Here is a 20,697-nt window from a genome sequence, read left to right as displayed (position 1 = left end):
TTCTTCAAGTGTCTCAATTAAAACACCCAAAACTTCTTCTTTTTCCTTACAGCAATCGGAGGTTCACCGATAACCGATTCATTCAGATCAACCATGCGAGCATTTTCTTTCAGCATTTCACTAACCCCATATCCAAACTCTTTCTCAATCTCCGCATACGCCTCTCGCATACAAAACCCACGTGTTGTCGTATTATGTGCATCGGATGCGACGAAGTGTGTTAAGTTCGACTCAATTAATTGCGTGCTAAACTGTTTAATTCTCTTCCCAAATTTACCAGCAACACTGGCCGCGGTTACTTGTGTTAATGCACCATTTTGTACGAGGTCCAGTAGTTTATTAGGATTTTGAATCAAATCACTGTTCCGCTCTGGATGGACGATAATCGGTTTGTAACCTTCTGTTTGAATATCAAATAATACTCGCTCGGTATAACGCGGTACATGATTTGATGGAAATTCGACTAAAAGATAGTGTGTATCACCAAGAGGGATACTTGTGCTACCCTGTAAACCTTCTAGTAAATCTCCTTGAATACGCAGCTCTTGTCCGGGTTTTACTATTAAGTCTATTCCTTGGTTTTTAAATTCTGAATTTAGCATATCAACCTTAGGTAAAACGATATCTCGTTCATTTTCATACCTAGTAGTCAAATGGTGAGGTGTTGCATAAATAACAGATATTCCTTCAGCAACCGCCGAACGTGCCATTTCAAGACTATCTTCTATTGTTTGTGCACCATCATCGACACCGAATAAAATATGACTATGTAAATCAATCATTTGATTAGCCTCCTACAATAAAGTCTCATAGGATTTCCTATGAGACAGTTGTTTAAGTTCCATAATAATAGTAATAATTTGTTTCTTTAAATTCACGATCATTCAACACAACGCCTAAAATGTTAGCCTTTGCTTGAGTAAGCAATTCCTTAGCTTTTACGGCAGCATCCTTTTCTGTATGTTTACTACGAACAACGAGCAACACACCATCAACCGAATTAGCAATGACTTGTGAGTCAGTAACTGCCAAAACTGGAGGAGTATCATAAATGACTAAATCGTAAGATTCGAGTACAGTATCCATAAAGTTCTTCATCGTTCGTGAGCCGAGTAACTCAGCTGGATTCGGTGGTACAGGCCCACACGGAATTACGCTTAAATTCGGTATGTTTACGGTTTGAGCCGTTCCTTCAATTGTTTTTTCACCAATCAATACACTGCTCAGACCAAATGTGTTTGGAATTCGGAACGTATAGTGTGAAGTTGGTTTTCTTAAATCTGCATCAACAAGTAAGACTTTTTTTCCTTGTTGAGCGAAAGCAATTGCCAAGTTTGCTGCCGTTGTACTCTTACCTTCAGATGGACCCGATGAGGTAACGATTAGTGACCTCAAGTCATTGTCAATCGCTGAAAATTGTAAGTTTGTTCGAAGTGTGCGGAATTGTTCTGAGATGGGTGATTTCGGTTGGTCACGTAATATTAAGTTACGCGAGATTGATGTTTTCGTAATTGTTTTTTTACGCGCCATTTCGTACACCTCTTCCTTTTTTCGCTCGGGACGGATTTCCGGTAGTATTAGCATTCATTGTTGGAATGACCCCCATAACAGGTGTATCCAATAATTTTTCAATATCTTCTTCAGTTTTAATCGTTGTATCAAAGTATTCGAGCAAGAAAGCAAGTCCTACTCCAATCATCAGACCAAGAACGAATGCAATTGCAATATTCAACGTAACACTCGGGCTAACTGGAGTTGGGTCATCACTTACTACTGCTGCAGATAAAATACTTACGTTATCGACATTCATATATGTAGGAACTGATTCTTTAAATACTTCTACTGTCGTATTTGCAATATTCGCAGCGACTGCCGGATCTGTATCTGTAACGGTTACATTTACAACCTGAGAACTTTGAGCGTTAGCGACATTGATTTTTGATGCAAGCGCTCCGTTCGACATATTCAAATCTAGCTTTTCGATAACTTGATCTATAATTGCCGGACTCGTAATAATGACATTATATGTATTAATCATTTCTACGTTTGTTCTTATGTCGTTAAAATTCAGCTCCTGACTTGGCTCAGACTGGCTAACAATAAATTGCGATGATGCTTCATATTTTGGTGTGAAAAGGAATAAAGTGATTAATGCACTAACTAGGATTGCAGCAAGAGTGATCGCAATAATCAGCTTTACACGCTTTTTAATCACTAGAAAAATCTCCTGTAACGATATGGTTTCTTCCATGATGGACCTCCACTTGAATTAATAGAATATATTGCACATGAGAAATTATAACATATTTTGCAATGAAAAATAGCAGAAATCCAAAATATGTCGATTCAAATTAGTTGACATGTTATACTCTACAAGAGATTAACAATTATAAAGGTCCAAGTTGATATAAATATTGGTAAATAAACTTGTAATTTTGGAAAAATCTATGTATTATTATGACGAAAGCATTATTTATAAAGCTGAAAACCATACTAAAGACTCAGCGCATAACTACTAAGAAAATTTGAAAGGAGTTTGTTATGACATACAAGAAACGGTTAACTTTACTAATACTCCTTGATACTTTAATAGTTTCATCATCTATTGTAGCAAGCACATATCTTGTTTACAGCGAAACAATCAATTGGCTACCTATACTGATTACCTCAGCTATTCTACTAGTTTCGCATCATATACTCGCGGTATGTTTTGGTTTGTACCGCAAAGCTTGGGAATATGCGAGTATAGGTGAATTATTGACGATTTTTAATGTCGTTGGTTTGTCAATTAGTGTCGCAGCAATCGGTCAATTCGTCGTGTTAGATCAAATTATGCTTCGTGCACTATTCGCAACGTTCATGTTACATATTTTGTTAATTGGTGGCAGTCGATTTGCTTGGCGTGTTTTTCGCGACCGTATTTTAACTCGTGTTTCCAATAAGAAGCGCACACTGATTATCGGCGCAGGTGCTGGTGGAGTTATGGTCGCTAGACAGCTTGCAGATAGTCGGGAATCTGAATTAAAACCAGTTGTTTTTGTAGACGATGATCCAAAAAAGAAACGTGTACAAATTCTAAGCGTCCCAGTTGCTGGAAAACTAGATGATATTGAAAGAGTTGTTGAAAAATATCGAATTGAGCATATTATATTTGCGATTCCTTCAATTTCAAAGACACGTGCCAATGAAGTTTATCAACTTTGTTCAAAAACTGGTGTGAAAACTCAAACGATTCCTAAGTTTGAAGATTTAGTGACTGGTAAAGTCAGTGTAACTGAACTTCGTGATGTTGATATTGAAGACTTATTAGGACGTGAACCTGTCGAATTGGACATGCAAAAAATCGGGAACAATATACGAAATAAAACTGTATTAATAACAGGCGCCGGTGGTTCGATTGGTTCAGAAATCTGTCGTCAGATTGCTAAATTTGGACCGAACCAACTATTGTTACTTGGACATGGTGAAAATAGCATCTATCAAATTGAACGTGAACTTCGTGGAAAGATAAATGGAAAAATTGATATTAAACCAATTATTGCTGATGTCCAGGACCGGAAACGTATTGGCGAAGTGATGTCAACTTATGAGCCAGATGTCGTATACCATGCGGCAGCACATAAACACGTTCCGTTAATGGAATTTAATCCAATTGAAGCGGTGAAAAATAATATTATTGGAACAAAAAATGTCGCTGAAGCGGCTGACCATTTTAGAGTCGAAACATTTGTACTTGTATCAACTGATAAAGCCGTAAACCCTACAAATGTCATGGGCGCGACAAAACGAGTAGCGGAAATGATTATTCAAAACTTAGCACAACATAGTGCAACAAAATTTTGTGCCGTTCGTTTCGGTAACGTTTTAGGTAGTCGTGGATCAGTTATCCCGCTATTTAAAGAACAAATTGCAAAAGGTGGACCAGTCACAGTCACACACCCAGAAATGACACGTTATTTTATGACCATTCCAGAAGCAAGTCGTTTGGTAATCCAAGCAGGGTCACTAGCACGTGGAGGAGAAATCTTTGTTCTTGATATGGGTAAACCAGTGAAAATTGTCGACTTAGCGAAGAACTTAATTCGTCTTACTGGTGCGAACGAAGAGGAAGTGAAAATTGAGTTCAGCGGAATCCGTCCAGGTGAAAAAATGTACGAGGAATTACTTGGTGAAAATGAAGTGTCAGACGAGCAGGTATTTCCAAAAATTTATATCGGAAAATGTACATTCGATGAAGTGGAAGGCATCCGTGAACAAGTTTCAGACTTCTTGGAGCTTCCAAGTACACAAATAAAAGAAAAATTGATGCAAACGATTGAACCTGAAAGAAAAAAAGCGAAAGAATTCGCTTAATTATTGGAGGGGTTAGTGTATGAAACCAGTTAAAAAAGCAATTATTCCAGCAGCTGGACTAGGAACAAGATTTTTGCCAGTAACGAAAGCATTACCTAAAGAAATGCTTCCAATTATTGATAAGCCGACAATACAATATATTGTTGAAGAAGCAATTGAATCAGGCATTGAAGATATCATTATTGTTACCGGAAAAGGAAAACGGGCAATTGAAGACCATTTTGATAAATCATATGAGTTAGAAGAAACACTTTTGAAGAAAAATAAACTAGAAATGCTAGATAAGGTTAATCAATCATCAAATGTAGACATCCATTACATACGTCAAAAAGAACCCAAAGGTTTGGGTCATGCTGTCTGGACTGCTCGTAAGTTTATAGGAGATGAGCCATTTGCGGTATTGCTTGGTGATGATATTGTACGGGCTGAAAAGCCGGGATTAAAACAATTGATTGACCAATACAATGAAACAGGCGGTTCAGTTATTGGTGTTCAAACTGTAAATGATGGTGAAACGAATCGCTATGGTATTATCGATCCGAAAAGAAATACGGGTAGACTTTATGAGGTTGCTCAATTTGTAGAGAAACCAGCATTAGGGGAAGAACCCTCTAACTTAGCGATTATGGGTCGTTATGTTCTTACTCCGGAAATAATGAAATTACTTGGAACTCAAGAATTAGGTGCTGGTAATGAAATTCAATTAACCGATGCTATCCAACGATTGAATGAACAACAATCAGTGTATGCTTATGATTTTGAAGGACGTCGATATGATGTCGGTGAAATCAAGGGTTTTATAAAAACTACTATAGAGATGTCAATGGAGCGAGAAGATCTTCGAAGTGAGATGATTAACTTTTTATCTGAATTACTTGAAAACGATGGAATTAAAAAGGAATTTTCCTTTAAAAAATAATAAACGATTTTTAAAGATAGTACCTGCTCAACCTAATCGATTAGAAAAGTTCCAATGTATTGCAGGGCAGCAAACAAACTTAGACTAAACTGGAGCAATTATGAGTGTTTTATGAATTTAAATATTCAGGACTATTCAATTCATATAATTAATTTATAAAGATGCTATACCTATTCTTATGTAAGGAACGAGAGTTACTTCAAATATATATAAGAAAGAGTGATGAGAAATTACTATTATCGAACTATGCAGATAATTAAAATAAACTCAAATCACTTATGAAATTTTTAAGCCTTTATAAAATTGCTGCCAGAAAAGTTTTGATACTTTAAAATTTTTCGTTATGTTATACAAGAAAATTAAAAGATTATTGATGCAACTTTTTTAACATCAAAAGAATTTAAAGTTCACGCATCAAATGTGAGCAGGGATATTATGAATAATAATTCTTTAAAAAGAAAAACTGTTAAAGGTCTAGCGTGGAGTATTACTGAGTTAGTTTCTAAACAGGGAATTCAACTAATAATACAAGTAATTCTTGCACGGTTGCTTGTACCTGAACATTTCGGTTTGATAGGTATGATTACAATATTTATCGCTATATCAAATACGTTAGTTAATAGTGGTATGGACCAAGCGTTAATACGAGAAAGTAGTCCAACTAAAGCTGATCTATCAACAGTATTTTATTTTAATCTTTTTGTTTCATTATTAATTTATATTATATTATTTTTAATTGCTCCTTATGTAAGCTTATTTTTTAATGAACCACAGTTAGTTAATATAATAAGAGTATTGATGCTTATAGTGATAATTAATGCACTAGGTACTATACAGAAAGTTATTTTGATAAGAAATGTAGACTTTAAAACACAAACTAAAATTACAATGATAGCTGGCGTTTTATCGGGCTTCCTTGCTATTTTGTTCGCTGTGAACGGATTAGGTGTATGGAGTTTAGTAATACAGATTATGACCATGCAATTAACTCAAACTATCTTATTTTACTTAAATAATCGCTGGTTACCATCACTGACATTCAATATTGATACATTTAAAGCATATTTTAGTTTTGGATATAAGTTACTAATATCTAGCCTTATTGATACAACATATAAGAATATATATTTTGTTATAATAGGAGTACTGTATTCAACAAATTACCTTGGCTATTATACAAATGCATCTAAGTTGAGAGACATATCTTCTCAGTCCATCACACAAGCTATACAAAAAGTTACATATCCAGTTTTGAGTAGTATAAAAGAAGAAAACACAAGGCTATCGAATGGTTATAAACAAGTTATAAAGATGTCTGGCTATGTGATATTTCCAATTATGATGGGTTTAGCTGCAACAGCACCTAACTTTATTCCATTATTGCTAGGAGAACAATGGGTTCCGTCTGTTAAATATTTCCAGCTTTTATGTTTCGCTGGAATGCTTTATCCAATTCACTCCATTAATTTGAATATATTGAAAGTTAAAGGCAGATCAGATCTTTTTCTAAAATTGGAAATCATTAAGAAAGTAATTTTAACTATGTTAATAATATGTGCAGTTAGCTTAAACACAGGAATAATTGGATTAATCTCAGCTGCTTTGTTAAATTCATATATAGCCTTATTCATCAACATGTATTATTCAGGGAAAGAAGTTTCATATAAATTTCTTGACCAAATAAAAGATTTGGCTCCTATTTTCACCATTTCATTATTAATGTCATTTCTTGTTTATTTATTAAAAAATTGGATAGGTATTTATTTTGTTGATTTGATCCTTCAAATAGTATTTGGAATATTTTTATATGTTGTATTATCACTTATATTTAGAGTAACTGAATTCAAAGAACTAGCTATAATTTTAAAAAACTTCATTAAGTAACCATTTAATAGATGTAGCACCAAGTTACTTTAATTAGAATACTGTTAGTAAAAAATAAATATTATGTATTTGATAATTATTTAAATTAGGTAGGTGAAAAGTGTGCCTGAAAAATTTGAAAATCCGATTCCTGTTAATAAACCATTGATTCCTGAGATTAATGGTTCATTAAAAAGAATCGAGGAAATTTTTAATACTAAATGGTTAACAAATAATGGTGAACAACATCAAGAATTAGAAACAGGATTAAAGGATTACCTTAATATAGATTATTTATCATTAGTAAATAACGGTACAATGGCATTATTGTTAGGAATAAAATCCCTTGATTTAAATGGTGAAGTAATAACAACACCCTTTACATTTCCTGCTACTACCCAAGCGCTTGATTGGAATAACTTGCAACCAGTTTTTTGTGATATTGACCCAATCACACTGAATATCGACGTAAATAAAATTGAAAGCCTGATTACCGAAGAAACTTCAGCAATTCTAGGGGTGCATGTATTTGGTAACCCTTGTGATGTAGAAAGAATTCAAAAAATAGCTGATAAATACAACTTGAAGGTTATCTATGATGGTGCTCATGCTTTTGGTACAATCTATAACGGAAAACCAATAAGTACATATGGTGACATGACCATGTTCAGCTTTCATGCTACAAAATTATTTAACACAATTGAAGGCGGCGCTGTAGCAGTTAACGATTCATTACTAGAGAAAAAAATTGATCAATTGAAAAATTTCGGAATGATAAACAAAGAAGAAGTCGGTATGTCTGGCTTAAATGCCAAGTTAAATGAAGTTCAAGCAGGAATAGGGATAGAAGTTTTGAAAATTATTCAATATGAACGTATTAAACGCAAAAAGATTAAAGAAACATATGAAAAATACTTAAAAAATATACCAGGTGTGCGGGTAATTACTACACTTGAAAACGAGGAAAATAGCTATCAATATTTTGTCGTAAAAATAAATGAATTAGAATTTGGGATGTCGAGAGACTTGGTCTATGAAAAACTAAAGGAGTACAATGTGTATACCAGAAAATATTTCAACCCATTATGTAGTGATTTTCCATGGTATCAAAACCTAGATTCAGCCAAATCTATTAACCTTCCCACTGCTCACAGAATAGTAAATGAAGTTTTAACTTTGCCTTTTTATGGTGAGCTCGAATTAGAAGCAATTAAAAAAATTTGTAAGATTATCGAATATATTCATAAAAATGCGAAAAAGGAGAAATCAAATTGAAAGGAATTATATTAGCAGGTGGATCTGGAACAAGACTTTACCCCCTAACAAGGTCAGTTTCAAAGCAAATCCTTCCAGTATATGACAAGCCAATGATCTACTATCCCCTATCTGTTCTAATGTTAGCAGGTATTAGAGAGATTCTCATTATTTCAACACCAAGAGATATATATGTTTTCAAAGACTTGCTCGGAGACGGTAAACACCTAGGTTTAGACATAGAGTATATTGTCCAGGAACAACCAAATGGTTTAGCGGAAGCATTTATCATCGGAGAAGAATTTATTGGTGATTCTTCTGTAGCATTAGTACTTGGTGATAATATTTTTTATGGTTCTAACTTTGGTAATAAGTTAAAAAAAGCAGCTTCCCTAAAAGAAGGTGGAGAAATTTTTGGGTGTTTTGTTGCTGATCCTAAAAGATATGGTGTTGTAGAAGTTGACAATAATAACAATGCTATTTCGATTGAAGAAAAGCCTGAAGTACCTAAGTCCTCTCTCGCTGTACCAGGATTATACTTTTTCGATAAAAACGTTGTTAAATCTGCGAAACGAGTTAAGCCTTCTGAAAGAGGTGAGTTAGAAATCACTTCAGTAATAGAAGATTACTTAGAGAAAGGTCAGCTTAAAGTTAACGTTATGGGAAGAGGGCTTGCTTGGCTAGATACTGGGACTCATCAATCGCTCTTAGACGCATCAAACTTTGTACAAGCTATTCAAAATCGTCAAGGACTATATGTTGCTTGTATAGAAGAAATAGCTTATCGAAAAGGCTATATTGATAAACATCAGTTAAAGGAATTGGCGAAACCATTAATCAAGACTGATTATGGAGAGTACATAATGGAAATTGCAGATAGCCAATAATTGTACTTATATATAGCAGGAGTAATCGCTCTGGTTATTCCTGTATATTTTAATTTTAATGAGGTGAATATAATGCAACCAAGTAGACTTGGTAATTTTTATGATGATTTTGAAGTTGGTCATACAATTAAACACCAATTGTCAAAAACTATATTTGAGAGTGATAATAATCTTTTTTCTTTATTAACAATGAATCACCACCCTATACATACAAATATAGACTATGCCGAGAAGGCTCAGCATGGAAAAATTTTAGTAGTAGGAACTTTAGTATTTAGCATTGTAGTAGGAATTACTGTTCCAGATATCAGCGGAAAAGCAATTGCTAATTTGGATTATGAAAATATAGTTCATGTAGGACCAGTTTTTGTTGGTGACACGTTGTATGCTCGAACAACCGTTTTGTCAAAAAGAACTTCAAAATCAAAATCAGATAGAGGTATCATTTATGTTGAAACAGAAGCGTTTAACCAAGATGGAGAGATAGTATTGAGGTTTAGGAGACATGTGCTTTTAAAAAAATAATAATCATTTGGATATTTAAAAATGAAATGAATGAGTTTATCTTACTTTAATCAATATTATCATTTGACTTATCAAGAAAGTATTATTATTAGATTCAAGACTATCAAGTTATTAAAATGACTAGTTCATTGTTGTGTTGATTTATCTTCTGAAATTTAAACTATATTTCATCTTATAATGGGAGGTCAAATTCTTGAGTAAGCAAAAGTTTGTATTAAGAAGTATGCTATATGTTCCAGCATATAATAAAAAATTTATCGATAGTGCTTTAAATTCAAAAGCTGATGCGATTATTATTGATTTAGAAGATTCAGTGCCTGATATGTACAAACAAGAGGCAAGACAAATTACTAAAGAATACTTAGGAAAAGGGCTGTTTAAAGATAAGACCTTATTTATTCGACTGAATCCCATTGAGAGTAAAATGGTATTTGAAGATTTAAAATATGTTTTCCACTCTGATGTTACTGGCTTTCAATTAAGTAAGATATATTCGTCAGAGGATATGATTTATTACGACAAATTGTTTACTCAGTTTGAAAGTGAGCATGGTTTTGAAGAAGGAAAATTTAAATTTGTTCCTTTAATTGAAACTACTGCTGCAGTGATGGATATTTTCAATATAGCAAAAGTTTCGGAACGCACGATTGCATTGTGTTTTGGAGGAGAAGACTTTTTGCATGACTTGTCAGGACTACACGGAGAACCTCCAAAAGCATTCGACTATCCTAGAGCGGCTATAGCTTTAGCTGCAAGGGGTGCTGGCATACTACCAATTGATACACCTTATCTTTCACTTGATGACACTAAAGGTTTTATGGAAGAAGAAAGTAAATCTTTTGAGATGGGTTATGCAGGTTGTTTGTTAATTCATCCTAAACAAATTGAGGTAGCAAATGCCTGCTTTACACCTAAAAAAGAAGAAGTAGAACGATCGAAACGAATTGTAACTGCCATTAAAGATGCGAAAGAAAGAGGATCTGGTGTGGCTATGTTAGATGGAAAAATGATAGGACCTCCTATGCGAAAGAGAGCAGAACAAGTGATCGAGATAATGAATGTACTTGAAAGTAAGGGTTTAGTTTAAAATGTTATATCGAAACTTATTATTTGTACCAGCTGAGGAAAAGTTCCTTAAGAAAATAAAAGATATTAATGCAGATGGATTTGTTATTGATTTAGAAGACTCAATTTTAAATGATTCTAAAAGTGAGGCTTTGGATTTAACCACTCAATTTCTTTCTAATAATACTAATAACAGTAATATTTTCGTTAGGTTGAACAAACAAACCTATGTAAATGAAATAGCACAGCTTCAAAAGTTTAACTGTCGAGGATATATGATTCCAAAAGTGGAAAACTCCAATATTATAAACCATGTTTCTTCATTAATAGATAAAAACCAAAAAATCATTGCATTAATTGAAACACCTTTAGGTGTAATGAATTTACAAAATATAAGTCCTGACGATAAATTGGCCTTCATTGCTTTTGGGGCAGAGGATTATGTTAGTTTGTTGAATACGGAAGCCTCACAAGAATCACTCATGTATCCAAAGAGTAAAGTTGCTGCTTATGCTCATGCATATAATTTGCAAGCTCTTGATTCAATTTCCTTGAATTATACTGATAATGAATTTCTTTTAAAAGAAGCAAGCATCTCAAAAAGTTTTGGGTTTACTGGTAAGTTAGCAATCCACCCAAATCAAATTCAAATCATAAATCAAGTGTTCACTAATATAAACAAAGAGTTTTATAAAAAAATAATAGAGGAATTTGAAAAAACTGAAAAAGGTGTAGCTGTTATTGATGGGAAAGTATATGAAAAACCACATATTGAAAGGTTCAAAAGAATAATTAATAATTGGTGATATATTTAGAATCATTGGTTATTTTTTAAACTATTGGTTTCTACAAAGGGTGATATTTATGTCGAAAAAGAAAGTACTTGTTACAGGTGGAGCAGGATTTATTGGCGGTAACTTTGTTCAATATATGGTAGAGAATTACCCTAATTATGATATTTATAATTTAGATTTACTAACATATGCCGGAGACTTAACAAAACACCGAGAAATTGAACGCAAAAATAATTATCATTTCATTCATGCGGATATCGTGGATCGAGAGACAATCTTTAATTACTTTGACAAGGAGCGGTTTGATTTCGTAGTACATTTTGCAGCTGAGAGCCATGTGGATCGCTCAATTTCAGATCCTGAGATCTTCATCAGGACGAATGTATTGGGAACTCAAGTATTATTAGATGCTTCAAAAGAATATAAAATATCAAAATTTCTACATGTTTCGACAGATGAAGTATATGGAGAGCTAGATTTTGACCCAACAACTTTTTTTACTGAGGAAACACATCTACAGCCAAGCAGTCCATATAGCGCCAGCAAAACTTCTTCTGATTTATTAGTTCATGCCTATCATGAAACTTATGATTTACCAATTAATATTACTAGGTGTTCAAACAATTACGGACCGTACCATTTTCCTGAGAAGTTAATACCTCTTACCATATCACGGGTTTTAAACGATGAAAAGGTTCCAGTATATGGAGATGGAAAAAATGTTAGAGACTGGCTCCATGTTTATGATCATTGCACTGCATTAGACTTAATATTACATGATGGTGAAAACGGTGAAGTATATAATATTGGTGGTCATAATGAAAGAACCAATCTGGAGGTTGTTAATACAATTATTAAATCACTTGGAAAAAGTGAAGATTTAATTACCTTCGTTGAGGACCGATTAGGTCATGATAAAAGATATGCAATAGATCCAACAAAACTAGAAAAATTAGGGTGGAATCCTATCTATAATTTTGATACTGGAATAAAACAGACTATTACGTGGTATCTAAATAATAAAGATTGGTGGAATCAAATTATTTCTGGTGAGTATCAAGACTACTTTAAAAAACAATATAAATTTTAAGAGCCATGCAGAGGAGAAGCTATCATGATGAGTGTGATAACTGGAAATAATTATATCTTGTTAATGCCGTTTCACTAACTCATCATAATTCGCATAATTGCAGGTGCAAAGGCTAAAGAGGACCAAATACCTATTAAAGTACACACCCAAGCAACTAAATAAATCTTGAAACATTCTTTTATGAAAGAGTGATCTTTATGGAAAACTTACATATTGCTAACACGGACAAATTCGTTGAACCTTATATTCAATTTGTAAATAAGTATTTTGATTCTCGACAACATACATTCTTAATTTTTGAAAGTAAAGATTATGGAGAATTTATTAATGAGTATAATAATGTTTATTACATTTGTAAGAAAAAAGATTTTGTTAAAATGATTATGAAATTAAATAAGTCTGATCATATTTATCTGCACGGTCTTTTTGATTCCAGAATAGTGGCCTTATTGTACTTGCAACCATGGTTATTAAGAAAGTGCTCTTGGATTGTATGGGGGGGGGACCTGTATAGGTACAAAGAAAAAATTAATTCTCTAAAAGGTACTCTATATGAACATATGAGGAAGATTGTGATTAAAAACATAGGTCGTTTACTACCTATAGTAAAGGGCGATTATTTTTTGGCTAAGAAATGGTATAAATTTAAAAACTCATATAAAGTTGTGAAGTATATAAATTTGGAAAGAAATGAATATATAAATATTTTAAAAAGAAAAGAAGCTACCAATAAAAACACCATAAATATCCAAGTGGGAAATTCGGCAACAAGAAGCAATAATCATTTTGAGGCATTTGATATGTTAAGTAAGTTTATAAATAAAAATATAAAAATATATTGCCCTCTATCGTACGGAGACATGAATTATGCACGAGAAGTAAAAATCCAAGGAAGAAAAATATTTGGAGATAACTTTATCCCTATGGAACAATTTATGGGTATAAAAACTTTTATAGATCATCTAAATAATATCGACGTTGGTGTATTTAATAACGACAGGCAGCAAGGTCTTGGAAATATTTCTGCACTCTTATTCTTAGGAAAAAAAGTTTACTTAAAACCAGAAACAACGATGTGGGACTTTTACTCTAATGATAATTTAAGAATTTTTGATATTAATCAAATAAATGAAAGTAATTTTAAAAAATTCATAGAATATTCAAATGAGCATAAACAAAATAATTATAAAATAATGAAGGATAGATTCACTGATACAAACAGAATTGCTATTTGGGAAGAAGTATTTAATGTTAGTGAATCTTAATTAAACATATACTTTTGATCCAATATATGTATAAGCTTTGCAGTGTATTACATCTAAGGAGAGAATGAAAAGTGAAAAACGTATTAATAATAGGTGGTAAAGGAACAGCTTCTGTTATTGCAGACAATTTAATTCACGCTAATAAACTAGGCCACAATGAGTATAAATTTTGTGGTTTTGTGAATGACTTTGAAGAATATATTGATAACCACCCTGTTGTTGGTAAGTTATACGATATTCAAAAGCTTGTCAAAGAAGGATACTTTTTTATATATACATTAAACAAAATTGGTGGACAGGAAGAACGAACGAATTTATTTGAAAGTTTAGGTATACCTGAAGAGAGATTATGTACTTTTATTCATCCAGATGCTTATGTAGCTTCGTCTGTGAAGTTAGGTTCAGGATGTGTGGTATTAGCAAATGCTTCGATTTCCAGTCAGACAAAGATAGGGAATTGCAGTCTTATTATGAATAACGTGAGCATCGGTCATGATAATAATATAGGGGAGTTTAACTTTTTCACGGCAAATAGTTGTCTGGGTTCCTATATTAATACAGGGAAATCTTGTTGGTTTGGATTAAATTGTACAGTTAGAGGGAAATTAAGCATTGGAAAACAATCAACTATTGGAATTGGTTCTGTTGTTACTAAAAATATAGGGGATAATGAAATTTGGATAGGAAATCCTGCAAAGTTTCACAAAAAAAATACCTCTGATGTAAATATGTAAATGAAAGATGTAAAATAATCAAAAAGAAGTGATAGCTAATGTTTAAAAATAATAGTTATGTTACTCCAATTCATTCATTAAATTTTAAGGTGAATGACAATAATTTTTACATGAAACGGGATGATTTATTACCTTTTTCTTTTGGAGGAAATAAAGTTAGAATTGCTGAAAGCTATTTCAAAGATATGTTTGCAAAAAACTGTGATTGTATGATTACGTATGGTAATTCTAGATCGAACCTCAGTAGGGTTATAGCTAACTTGAGCCTTGCTTATGATGTTCCTTGCTTTGTAATATCTCCTATTGAATATACAGATGAACCACAGCAAACCTACAATAGTAAGCTAGTCAAAAGTCTGAAAGCCAATATAGTTACTTGTAAAAAGAACCAAGTGGCATCGACCATTCAAAAAGTAATAGATGATTGTAAAAGGGATGGATTAAAACCGTATTATGTTTACGGTGATATTTACGGAAAAGGTAATACAAACCCAGCGGTTGATGCATATGCTGAAACTTTTAATGAAATTGCTCATTATGAAAAACAAAAAGAGATAAATTTTGATTATATATTTTTGGCTACCGGAACAGGAGCTACTCAAGCTGGTTTAATTTCGGGCAACTATATAAATAAAAACAATAAAAATATAGTAGGTATTTCTATTGCTCGAGAACAAATGAGAGCAAAAAAATTAATTCTGAACTACTTATCTTCATATTTAAAGATGTCCGATGAACATCTACCGGAAAATACTGTTAACATAATTGATGAGTTTATTTTAAATGGATATGGTCATTATAACAAAGCAATCTTAGAAACAATTAATGAGATACTACAAATTGATGGTGTACCTTTGGATCCAACTTACACTGGCAAAGCTTTTTGGGGTATGGTGGAAACCGTAAAGGATTATTCTATTCAAAATAAAAATATCCTCTTTCTTCATACAGGGGGCTTACCATTGTTCTTTGATAGTTTAAATTACAAGGAGTGAAACAGTTGAAGATACTCTTATCATCTGTTGGTAGACGTAGTTATTTGGTAAAATACTTTAAAGAAATATTAGGTGAAGAAGGAGAGGTTCATGTATCTAATAGCAGTGCGTATACACCTGCATTCCCAGCTGCTGATAAAAATGTAATAACACCTTTGATCTATGATGAAGGATACATACCTTTCATGTTGGACTATTGCAGTACAAATAAAATTGATGCAATCATTCCACTCTTTGATATCGACCTAGGTGCTTTGTCAGTTGACAAAGACAAATTCGAGCAAATCGGAACTAAAGTAATTGTTTCAGATACTGAAGTTATAGACATTTGTAATGACAAATTGGAAACATCTCGCTTTCTGAAAAGTTACGGATTCAATGTAGCCCGTACTTTTAATTCTCTAGAAAGTGCCCAAATATCCCTGAAAAGAAAAGAGATAAGCTACCCTTTGATAATTAAGCCGCGATGGGGAATGGGGTCCATAGGCATATATCAAGCAGACAATGATGAAGAGTTGAAAGTATTCTATAAAAAGGTCTTGTCTGAAATTAAAAGCACTTATTTAAAATATGAATCCCAGAAGAATATTGAAAATAGTATTCTTATTCAAGAAAGATTAAATGGCCAAGAATATGGTTTAGATATAATTAATGATTTATCTGCGAATTATTTTAATACAGTAGTAAAGAAAAAATTTGCAATGAGATCTGGGGAAACAGATTGCTCTATGACTGTTAATAACCCGATATTAAAAGAACTCGGTGAGCAAATCAGTTTGTTACTAAAACATATAGGTAATTTAGATGTGGATGTTTTTTTAGACGGAGATACTCCATATATATTGGAAATCAATGCGAGATTTGGAGGGGGATATCCATTTAGTCATGCTGCAGGAGTTAATTTACCTTTAGCAATTATTAAATGGTTAGAAAATCAAGAGGTAGATAAATCTACTTTAACAGAGAAAGAGAATGTGCTATCCCACAAAGACTTAGTAATTACACAACTACCAACCATGTAAGCTTATAATTTAAGTAAGAATTTATAGACAACTTGGGAAACTTCATTTCAAAATAGTAGAGATGGGGGTTGATTAATCTTTCATTATAATTAAATTTTAATAAATAATTATAATCTAAGAATCTTCTCTCATCAATCATCTACAAATTAGATTTATTTTGAAAGCACAAATTATTAAAAAGCAAACCACCTCATATTATACTAATTTTAAAAAGCTAAATTGAACTTAGGCTATTAGAGGGGTACGAATAATGTGTTTCATTTTAATGCTAATTTTAAATAATTTTAAACGATGCTGGTTACTGAAATGAATACGCAAGCCTTTTGGTATCATTTTCGGCAAAATGATTTTCTTATTACATTTAAATGACGTCTTCGAAATGAGTAAATATTAGGTATTCATTTTCGTTTTAACCACCTGTCATGACATAGAATAAATATTTGAAAAATTACTAGATATGAATAGATCATTAAATAAAATATAGATTTAGCTTACATAATATCAACAGATTACATTGTATTGTTAATGAATTCTTTGTACTATAGTAACAGATAATAAGAAAATTATACTTAAAGATTCGACAAAAGAATAAAATAGAAATAAGAATTAATTATAAGCGATATAAGTATAGCATGACTGAAGTTAGAATAAGTTTTCATTCGCCTCCTTTGAAAAGGGGGGGCATTACTCAGTAACTCAGACATATTAATTCTAATATTTCTAATACTTAAGAGTACTTATCAAAATTTACAACTGACTAAAATTTTTACTAAAAAAATAATCAATGTGATTTTATCTTATTATCTCAGCTTATCCTTGCATGTCAATATGGCTTCTATCGGAAAATCTTCGTAATAATTTCTTTGTCGATTAGCGTCACGAGTATTATAAAAACGGAGCAATCGGCTTCTTAAGGTCATATTGAAGTAGGTATCTATTTACTAAATAAATATTAAATTGAAATAAAATAGTCCCGACTTTTCTAATGTAAAATATTTCTTTTAATATTGATTTTAAAAATTTTACAATACTATGAGTAGGAATTTTATGAAAACTAAGACAATATTCGCCGAAATGAGGATAATAATCAATAACAACGTAGATTGCTTGAGCCTCTTCAGGTAGAACCTGTAGTTTGGGATAGACTTCTGTAATACATACAAATTTTTTACTTTTGTTATTCACAATTTCATAATTCTTTCCTGAATCAATTAAAAGCTCAACATAAATATTTTATAAGAACAAAATATTAAGGAGAATAAACTAAATGTATATGAAGATTAAGAGATTGCTAGATATTGTTCTATCTTTTATTGGCCTTGTTGGATTGTCTCCAATTTTTTTAATCATCATAATTTCCATCAAGTTAGAATCAAAAGGACCAGTGTTTTTTAAACAAACACGTGTTGGAATACGTAAAACTCACTTCGATATATTAAAGTTCCGTACTATGAGAATTGATACACCAAAAGATACCCCAACACATCTGTTAGGAAACTCTGATCAGTATATTACAAAAGTAGGTAAATTTTTGAGAAAAACCTCACTGGATGAATTGCCCCAAATATGGAATATATTTGTAGGTGAAATGAGTATTATCGGACCTCGGCCGGCATTATGGAACCAATATGATCTGATAGCAGAAAGAGAAAAGTATGGAGCTAATGATTATCTACCTGGTTTGACTGGATGGGCACAAATTAACGGTAGAGATGAACTACCAATTGAAGTGAAAGCAAAGCTAGATGGTGAGTATGTTGACAAAATTAGTTTTAGAATGGACGTTAAGTGTTTCTTTGGAACAATCGTAAGTGTTTTTAAAAGTGATGGGATTGTTGAAGGTGCAAGTAGGATTAATAATGAAGTAGCAAGCAACAAGGAGAGCAATACCAAATGAAAAAAATACTAATCGCAGGGAAAAATAGCTATGTAGGCTTGAGTTTCAAGAATTGGTTAGATAATTATCCAGGCAGATACTCAATAGATTCTATAAGCTTAAGAGATGATTCATGGAAAGAAAAAGACTTTTCGCAATATGACGTTGTGCTTCATGTAGCTGGAATTGCGCATATCTCATCAGATCCTAAAATGGAAGAAATGTATTATAAGGTGAATCGTGATCTTGCAATAGAGTCTGCTAAAAAAGCAAAAACAAATGGAGTAAAGCAGTTTATATTTATGAGTAGCATAATTGTATATGGAGATAGTTCTGAAGGCTTAAGAGTTATTTATAAAGAGACAAAACCTAGCCCTAGTAATTTTTATGGTAACAGCAAATTAGAGGCAGAGGAAGGTATCTTTCCTATGAGGAGTAAAGATTTTAATGTTGTAATTATCAGACCTCCGATGATTTATGGAAAGTATTCTAAAGGAAATTATCCTAAACTCGTTAAAGCTGCTAAAAGATTACCGTTCTTCCCTGATATAGATAACCAGAGAAGCATGTTACACATCGATAACCTTTGTGAGTTCATAAGACTTATGATAGACAATAACGAAACTGGCTTGTTCTTTCCTCAAAACAGTGAGTATGTTAAGACAAGTGACATGGTGAAACAAATAGCTGAAGTATATGATAAAAAGATAACTTTAACGAAATTTTTCAATCCAGTTTTAAAGTTATCAAGCAGTTATTCAGGCCTTATAAACAAGGTGTTTGGCAATTTGGTTTATGAAAAAAGCTTGAGTGACTATAAAATGAATTATCAAATTAGGGAATTTAAAGAGTCCATCATGGAATCAGAGACGAATACAAAAAATTATAACGAGATTGATGTCTTATTAATGTCTGATAATGGATTAGAAACAGTTGGGGGGGAGCAGGAATCAACAAAAATAATAATAGATGGAGTAAAAAAAGAATTAGCTGTTGGAGTTGTGCAACCAGGTGAGATTAAAAAAAACATTTCAGGTGTTGATTATTATCACTTAACTTCTCACACAAGGATTAAGCATTTAATAAAGAAACCAATATCATTTATTAAGTATATATTAAATGTAAGGAAAATAATCAATGATGTAAACCCTACAATAATTCATACTCAAGCTCAAGTGAGTTTTTTCATTGTTACTTTATTAAGTAAATTTAAGCTCATCCCATCAAATACAAGGTTGATCCATACAGAAAGAGGATTATATACAAAATATAATAGGCTGATAAAACAAATTTTTCATTTTTTTCTTAAAGAGCTAGATATACTGGTCACCACTACAGAATTTAATATGAAATATTGGAAAGATGCAATAAAAAGCAAAGGTAAATATTTAAATTTTAAGATAATCGAAAATACTGCAGGGAAAATTTTTGAATCATATGATGAGGCTCTCGAAAAGCCTCATTCGGATAATATAATAATCGGTTTTGCTGGAAGGTATACTGATTGGAAAAATTGGCCATTAGCTGTAGAAATCACAAAAGAATTAAATAAAGTACTAGGTGATAAACTATATGTGAACATGGCAGTAGGGTGTTTAGATGAACGTTCTACATATGATACAAAGTTAATGTTTAAGGAATTAAAAGATATCTTAGGTAATAGATTTAAGGGATATATTAACATTGATATTGAGGCAATGAACAATTTTTATTATGATATAGATATTTTTATATTAACTTCAAAATTTAATACTGAATCGTTTGGAAGAACCTTAGTTGAAGCGATGAGTAGGAAAACCGTTGTTTTAACTACAGATGCTGGGGGATCCGTTGAAGTTGTCGATAATAATGAAAGTGTATGTGAAACTGCATACGAATTTATTGAAAGAATATTACATTTCTATAATAATAAACAGCTTATGCAAAGTGAGAAAGAAAGGAATTTATTTAAAGTTAAACAGAAGTATTCTTTAAAAAATAATATTGATAAACATCTGAATTTATATAGAAGTATTATTAATGAAAAAGAAGCATAGCATGCAAAATGAAAGGAAA

At 32.2% G+C, this 20,697-nt stretch carries 18 protein-coding genes; 15 read left to right on the top strand and 3 right to left on the bottom strand.

From position 1 onward, the window contains the following. Nucleotides 1–17: 17 nt before the first annotated feature. From FPQ13_RS06265 to FPQ13_RS06255, 3 genes are read right to left on the bottom strand one after another with little or no spacing between them, the layout of a single operon-like run. Complete coding sequence (locus FPQ13_RS06265; RefSeq protein WP_144088478.1) at nt 18–782, bottom strand: tyrosine-protein phosphatase; 765 nt, start codon at nt 780–782, stop codon at nt 18–20. Between the two features lie 52 nt (nt 783–834). Further along, a complete protein-coding gene (locus FPQ13_RS06260; RefSeq protein ID WP_144088477.1) occupies nt 835–1,530 on the bottom strand; it encodes a CpsD/CapB family tyrosine-protein kinase in 696 nt (231 codons plus the stop codon). Then, nucleotides 1,520–2,251 (bottom strand): YveK family protein, encoded by a 732-nt coding sequence (locus FPQ13_RS06255; protein ID WP_144088476.1) that lies wholly within the window; start codon nt 2,249–2,251, stop codon nt 1,520–1,522. Before FPQ13_RS06255 ends, FPQ13_RS06260 begins: the two co-directional genes overlap by 11 nt. A 290-nt stretch (nt 2,252–2,541) precedes the next feature. Here FPQ13_RS06255 and FPQ13_RS06250 point away from each other — a divergent pair, with 290 nt between their 5' ends. The 15 genes from FPQ13_RS06250 to FPQ13_RS13950 all read left to right on the top strand — a co-directional run bounded on the left by FPQ13_RS06250 (nt 2,542) and on the right by FPQ13_RS13950 (nt 20,678). Further along, nucleotides 2,542–4,353 carry a nucleoside-diphosphate sugar epimerase/dehydratase gene (locus tag FPQ13_RS06250; RefSeq protein WP_144088475.1) on the top strand — a complete coding sequence of 604 codons (1,812 nt, stop codon included), beginning with the start codon at nt 2,542–2,544 and terminating at the stop codon, nt 4,351–4,353. A gap of 19 nt (nt 4,354–4,372) precedes the next feature. After that, the gene (gene galU, locus FPQ13_RS06245) at nt 4,373–5,272 is read left to right on the top strand and encodes a UTP--glucose-1-phosphate uridylyltransferase GalU (RefSeq protein ID WP_144088474.1); all 900 of its coding nucleotides are present in this window, start codon (nt 4,373–4,375) and stop codon (nt 5,270–5,272) included. Between the two features lie 435 nt (nt 5,273–5,707). Then, nucleotides 5,708–7,156, top strand: a complete 1,449-nt coding sequence (locus tag FPQ13_RS06240) for a lipopolysaccharide biosynthesis protein (RefSeq protein ID WP_246065389.1) — start codon at nt 5,708–5,710, stop codon at nt 7,154–7,156. Nucleotides 7,157–7,258: 102 nt separating this feature from the next. Then, complete coding sequence (locus FPQ13_RS06235) at nt 7,259–8,410, top strand: DegT/DnrJ/EryC1/StrS family aminotransferase (protein ID WP_144088473.1); 1,152 nt, start codon at nt 7,259–7,261, stop codon at nt 8,408–8,410. Beyond that, nucleotides 8,407–9,276, top strand: a complete 870-nt coding sequence (gene rfbA / locus FPQ13_RS06230) for a glucose-1-phosphate thymidylyltransferase RfbA (protein WP_144088472.1) — start codon at nt 8,407–8,409, stop codon at nt 9,274–9,276. Before FPQ13_RS06235 ends, rfbA begins: the two co-directional genes overlap by 4 nt. Nucleotides 9,277–9,348: 72 nt before the next feature. Continuing rightward, entirely contained in the window at nt 9,349–9,801 is a 453-nt protein-coding gene (locus FPQ13_RS06225; protein ID WP_144088471.1) for a MaoC family dehydratase, read from the top strand. 193 nt (nt 9,802–9,994) lie between these two features. Next, nucleotides 9,995–10,888, top strand: a complete 894-nt coding sequence (locus FPQ13_RS06220; RefSeq protein ID WP_144088470.1) for an HpcH/HpaI aldolase/citrate lyase family protein — start codon at nt 9,995–9,997, stop codon at nt 10,886–10,888. A gap of 1 nt (nt 10,889) precedes the next feature. Continuing rightward, a complete protein-coding gene (locus FPQ13_RS06215; protein ID WP_144088469.1) occupies nt 10,890–11,672 on the top strand; it encodes an HpcH/HpaI aldolase/citrate lyase family protein in 783 nt (260 codons plus the stop codon). Between the two features lie 58 nt (nt 11,673–11,730). Next, a complete protein-coding gene (rfbB, locus tag FPQ13_RS06210; RefSeq protein ID WP_144088468.1) occupies nt 11,731–12,750 on the top strand; it encodes a dTDP-glucose 4,6-dehydratase in 1,020 nt (339 codons plus the stop codon). Nucleotides 12,751–12,947: 197 nt separating this feature from the next. Further along, nucleotides 12,948–14,015 carry a TDP-N-acetylfucosamine:lipid II N-acetylfucosaminyltransferase family protein gene (locus FPQ13_RS06205; protein ID WP_144088467.1) on the top strand — a complete coding sequence of 356 codons (1,068 nt, stop codon included), beginning with the start codon at nt 12,948–12,950 and terminating at the stop codon, nt 14,013–14,015. A gap of 71 nt (nt 14,016–14,086) precedes the next feature. Then, the gene (locus tag FPQ13_RS06200; protein ID WP_144088466.1) at nt 14,087–14,749 is read left to right on the top strand and encodes an LbetaH domain-containing protein; all 663 of its coding nucleotides are present in this window, start codon (nt 14,087–14,089) and stop codon (nt 14,747–14,749) included. Nucleotides 14,750–14,787: 38 nt separating this feature from the next. Continuing rightward, nucleotides 14,788–15,744: a 1-aminocyclopropane-1-carboxylate deaminase/D-cysteine desulfhydrase gene (locus FPQ13_RS06195; protein ID WP_144088465.1), complete on the top strand. Its 957-nt coding sequence runs from the start codon at nt 14,788–14,790 to the stop codon at nt 15,742–15,744. A gap of 5 nt (nt 15,745–15,749) precedes the next feature. Then, entirely contained in the window at nt 15,750–16,766 is a 1,017-nt protein-coding gene (locus FPQ13_RS06190) for an ATP-grasp domain-containing protein (protein ID WP_144088464.1), read from the top strand. A 1,267-nt stretch (nt 16,767–18,033) separates the two neighbouring features. Next, entirely contained in the window at nt 18,034–18,663 is a 630-nt protein-coding gene (locus FPQ13_RS06185) for a sugar transferase (RefSeq protein ID WP_144088463.1), read from the top strand. Further along, complete coding sequence (locus tag FPQ13_RS13950; RefSeq protein ID WP_144088462.1) at nt 18,660–20,678, top strand: NAD-dependent epimerase/dehydratase family protein; 2,019 nt, start codon at nt 18,660–18,662, stop codon at nt 20,676–20,678. The genes FPQ13_RS06185 and FPQ13_RS13950 overlap by 4 nt, the downstream gene beginning before the upstream one ends. The last annotated feature ends 19 nt before the right edge of the window (nt 20,679–20,697 follow it).

It is taken from the genome of Allobacillus salarius (assembly GCF_007559425.1).
GTDB classification, from domain to species: Bacteria; Bacillota; Bacilli; order Bacillales; family Alkalibacillaceae; genus Allobacillus; species Allobacillus salarius.
Note: the sequence above shows the minus strand (reverse complement) of the source record. Positions and strands in the feature narration are given on the sequence as shown.

Bases quoted from the DNA above. Each gene is read 5' to 3' on its own strand.
- FPQ13_RS06215 (WP_144088469.1), top strand. From the start codon at position 10,890: ATGTTATATCGAAACTTATTATTTGTACCAGCTGAGGAAAAGTTCCTT.
- FPQ13_RS06260 (WP_144088477.1), bottom strand. From the start codon at position 1,530: ATGGCGCGTAAAAAAACAATTACGAAAACATCAATCTCGCGTAACTTA.
- FPQ13_RS06240 (WP_246065389.1), top strand. From the start codon at position 5,708: ATGAATAATAATTCTTTAAAAAGAAAAACTGTTAAAGGTCTAGCGTGG.
- FPQ13_RS06205 (WP_144088467.1), top strand. From the start codon at position 12,948: ATGGAAAACTTACATATTGCTAACACGGACAAATTCGTTGAACCTTAT.
- rfbB (WP_144088468.1), top strand. From the start codon at position 11,731: ATGTCGAAAAAGAAAGTACTTGTTACAGGTGGAGCAGGATTTATTGGC.
- FPQ13_RS06195 (WP_144088465.1), top strand. From the start codon at position 14,788: ATGTTTAAAAATAATAGTTATGTTACTCCAATTCATTCATTAAATTTT.
- FPQ13_RS06185 (WP_144088463.1), top strand. From the start codon at position 18,034: ATGTATATGAAGATTAAGAGATTGCTAGATATTGTTCTATCTTTTATT.
- FPQ13_RS06250 (WP_144088475.1), top strand. From the start codon at position 2,542: ATGACATACAAGAAACGGTTAACTTTACTAATACTCCTTGATACTTTA.
- FPQ13_RS06225 (WP_144088471.1), top strand. From the start codon at position 9,349: ATGCAACCAAGTAGACTTGGTAATTTTTATGATGATTTTGAAGTTGGT.
- galU (WP_144088474.1), top strand. From the start codon at position 4,373: ATGAAACCAGTTAAAAAAGCAATTATTCCAGCAGCTGGACTAGGAACA.
- FPQ13_RS06255 (WP_144088476.1), bottom strand. From the start codon at position 2,251: ATGGAAGAAACCATATCGTTACAGGAGATTTTTCTAGTGATTAAAAAG.
- FPQ13_RS06265 (WP_144088478.1), bottom strand. From the start codon at position 782: ATGATTGATTTACATAGTCATATTTTATTCGGTGTCGATGATGGTGCA.
- FPQ13_RS13950 (WP_144088462.1), top strand. From the start codon at position 18,660: ATGAAAAAAATACTAATCGCAGGGAAAAATAGCTATGTAGGCTTGAGT.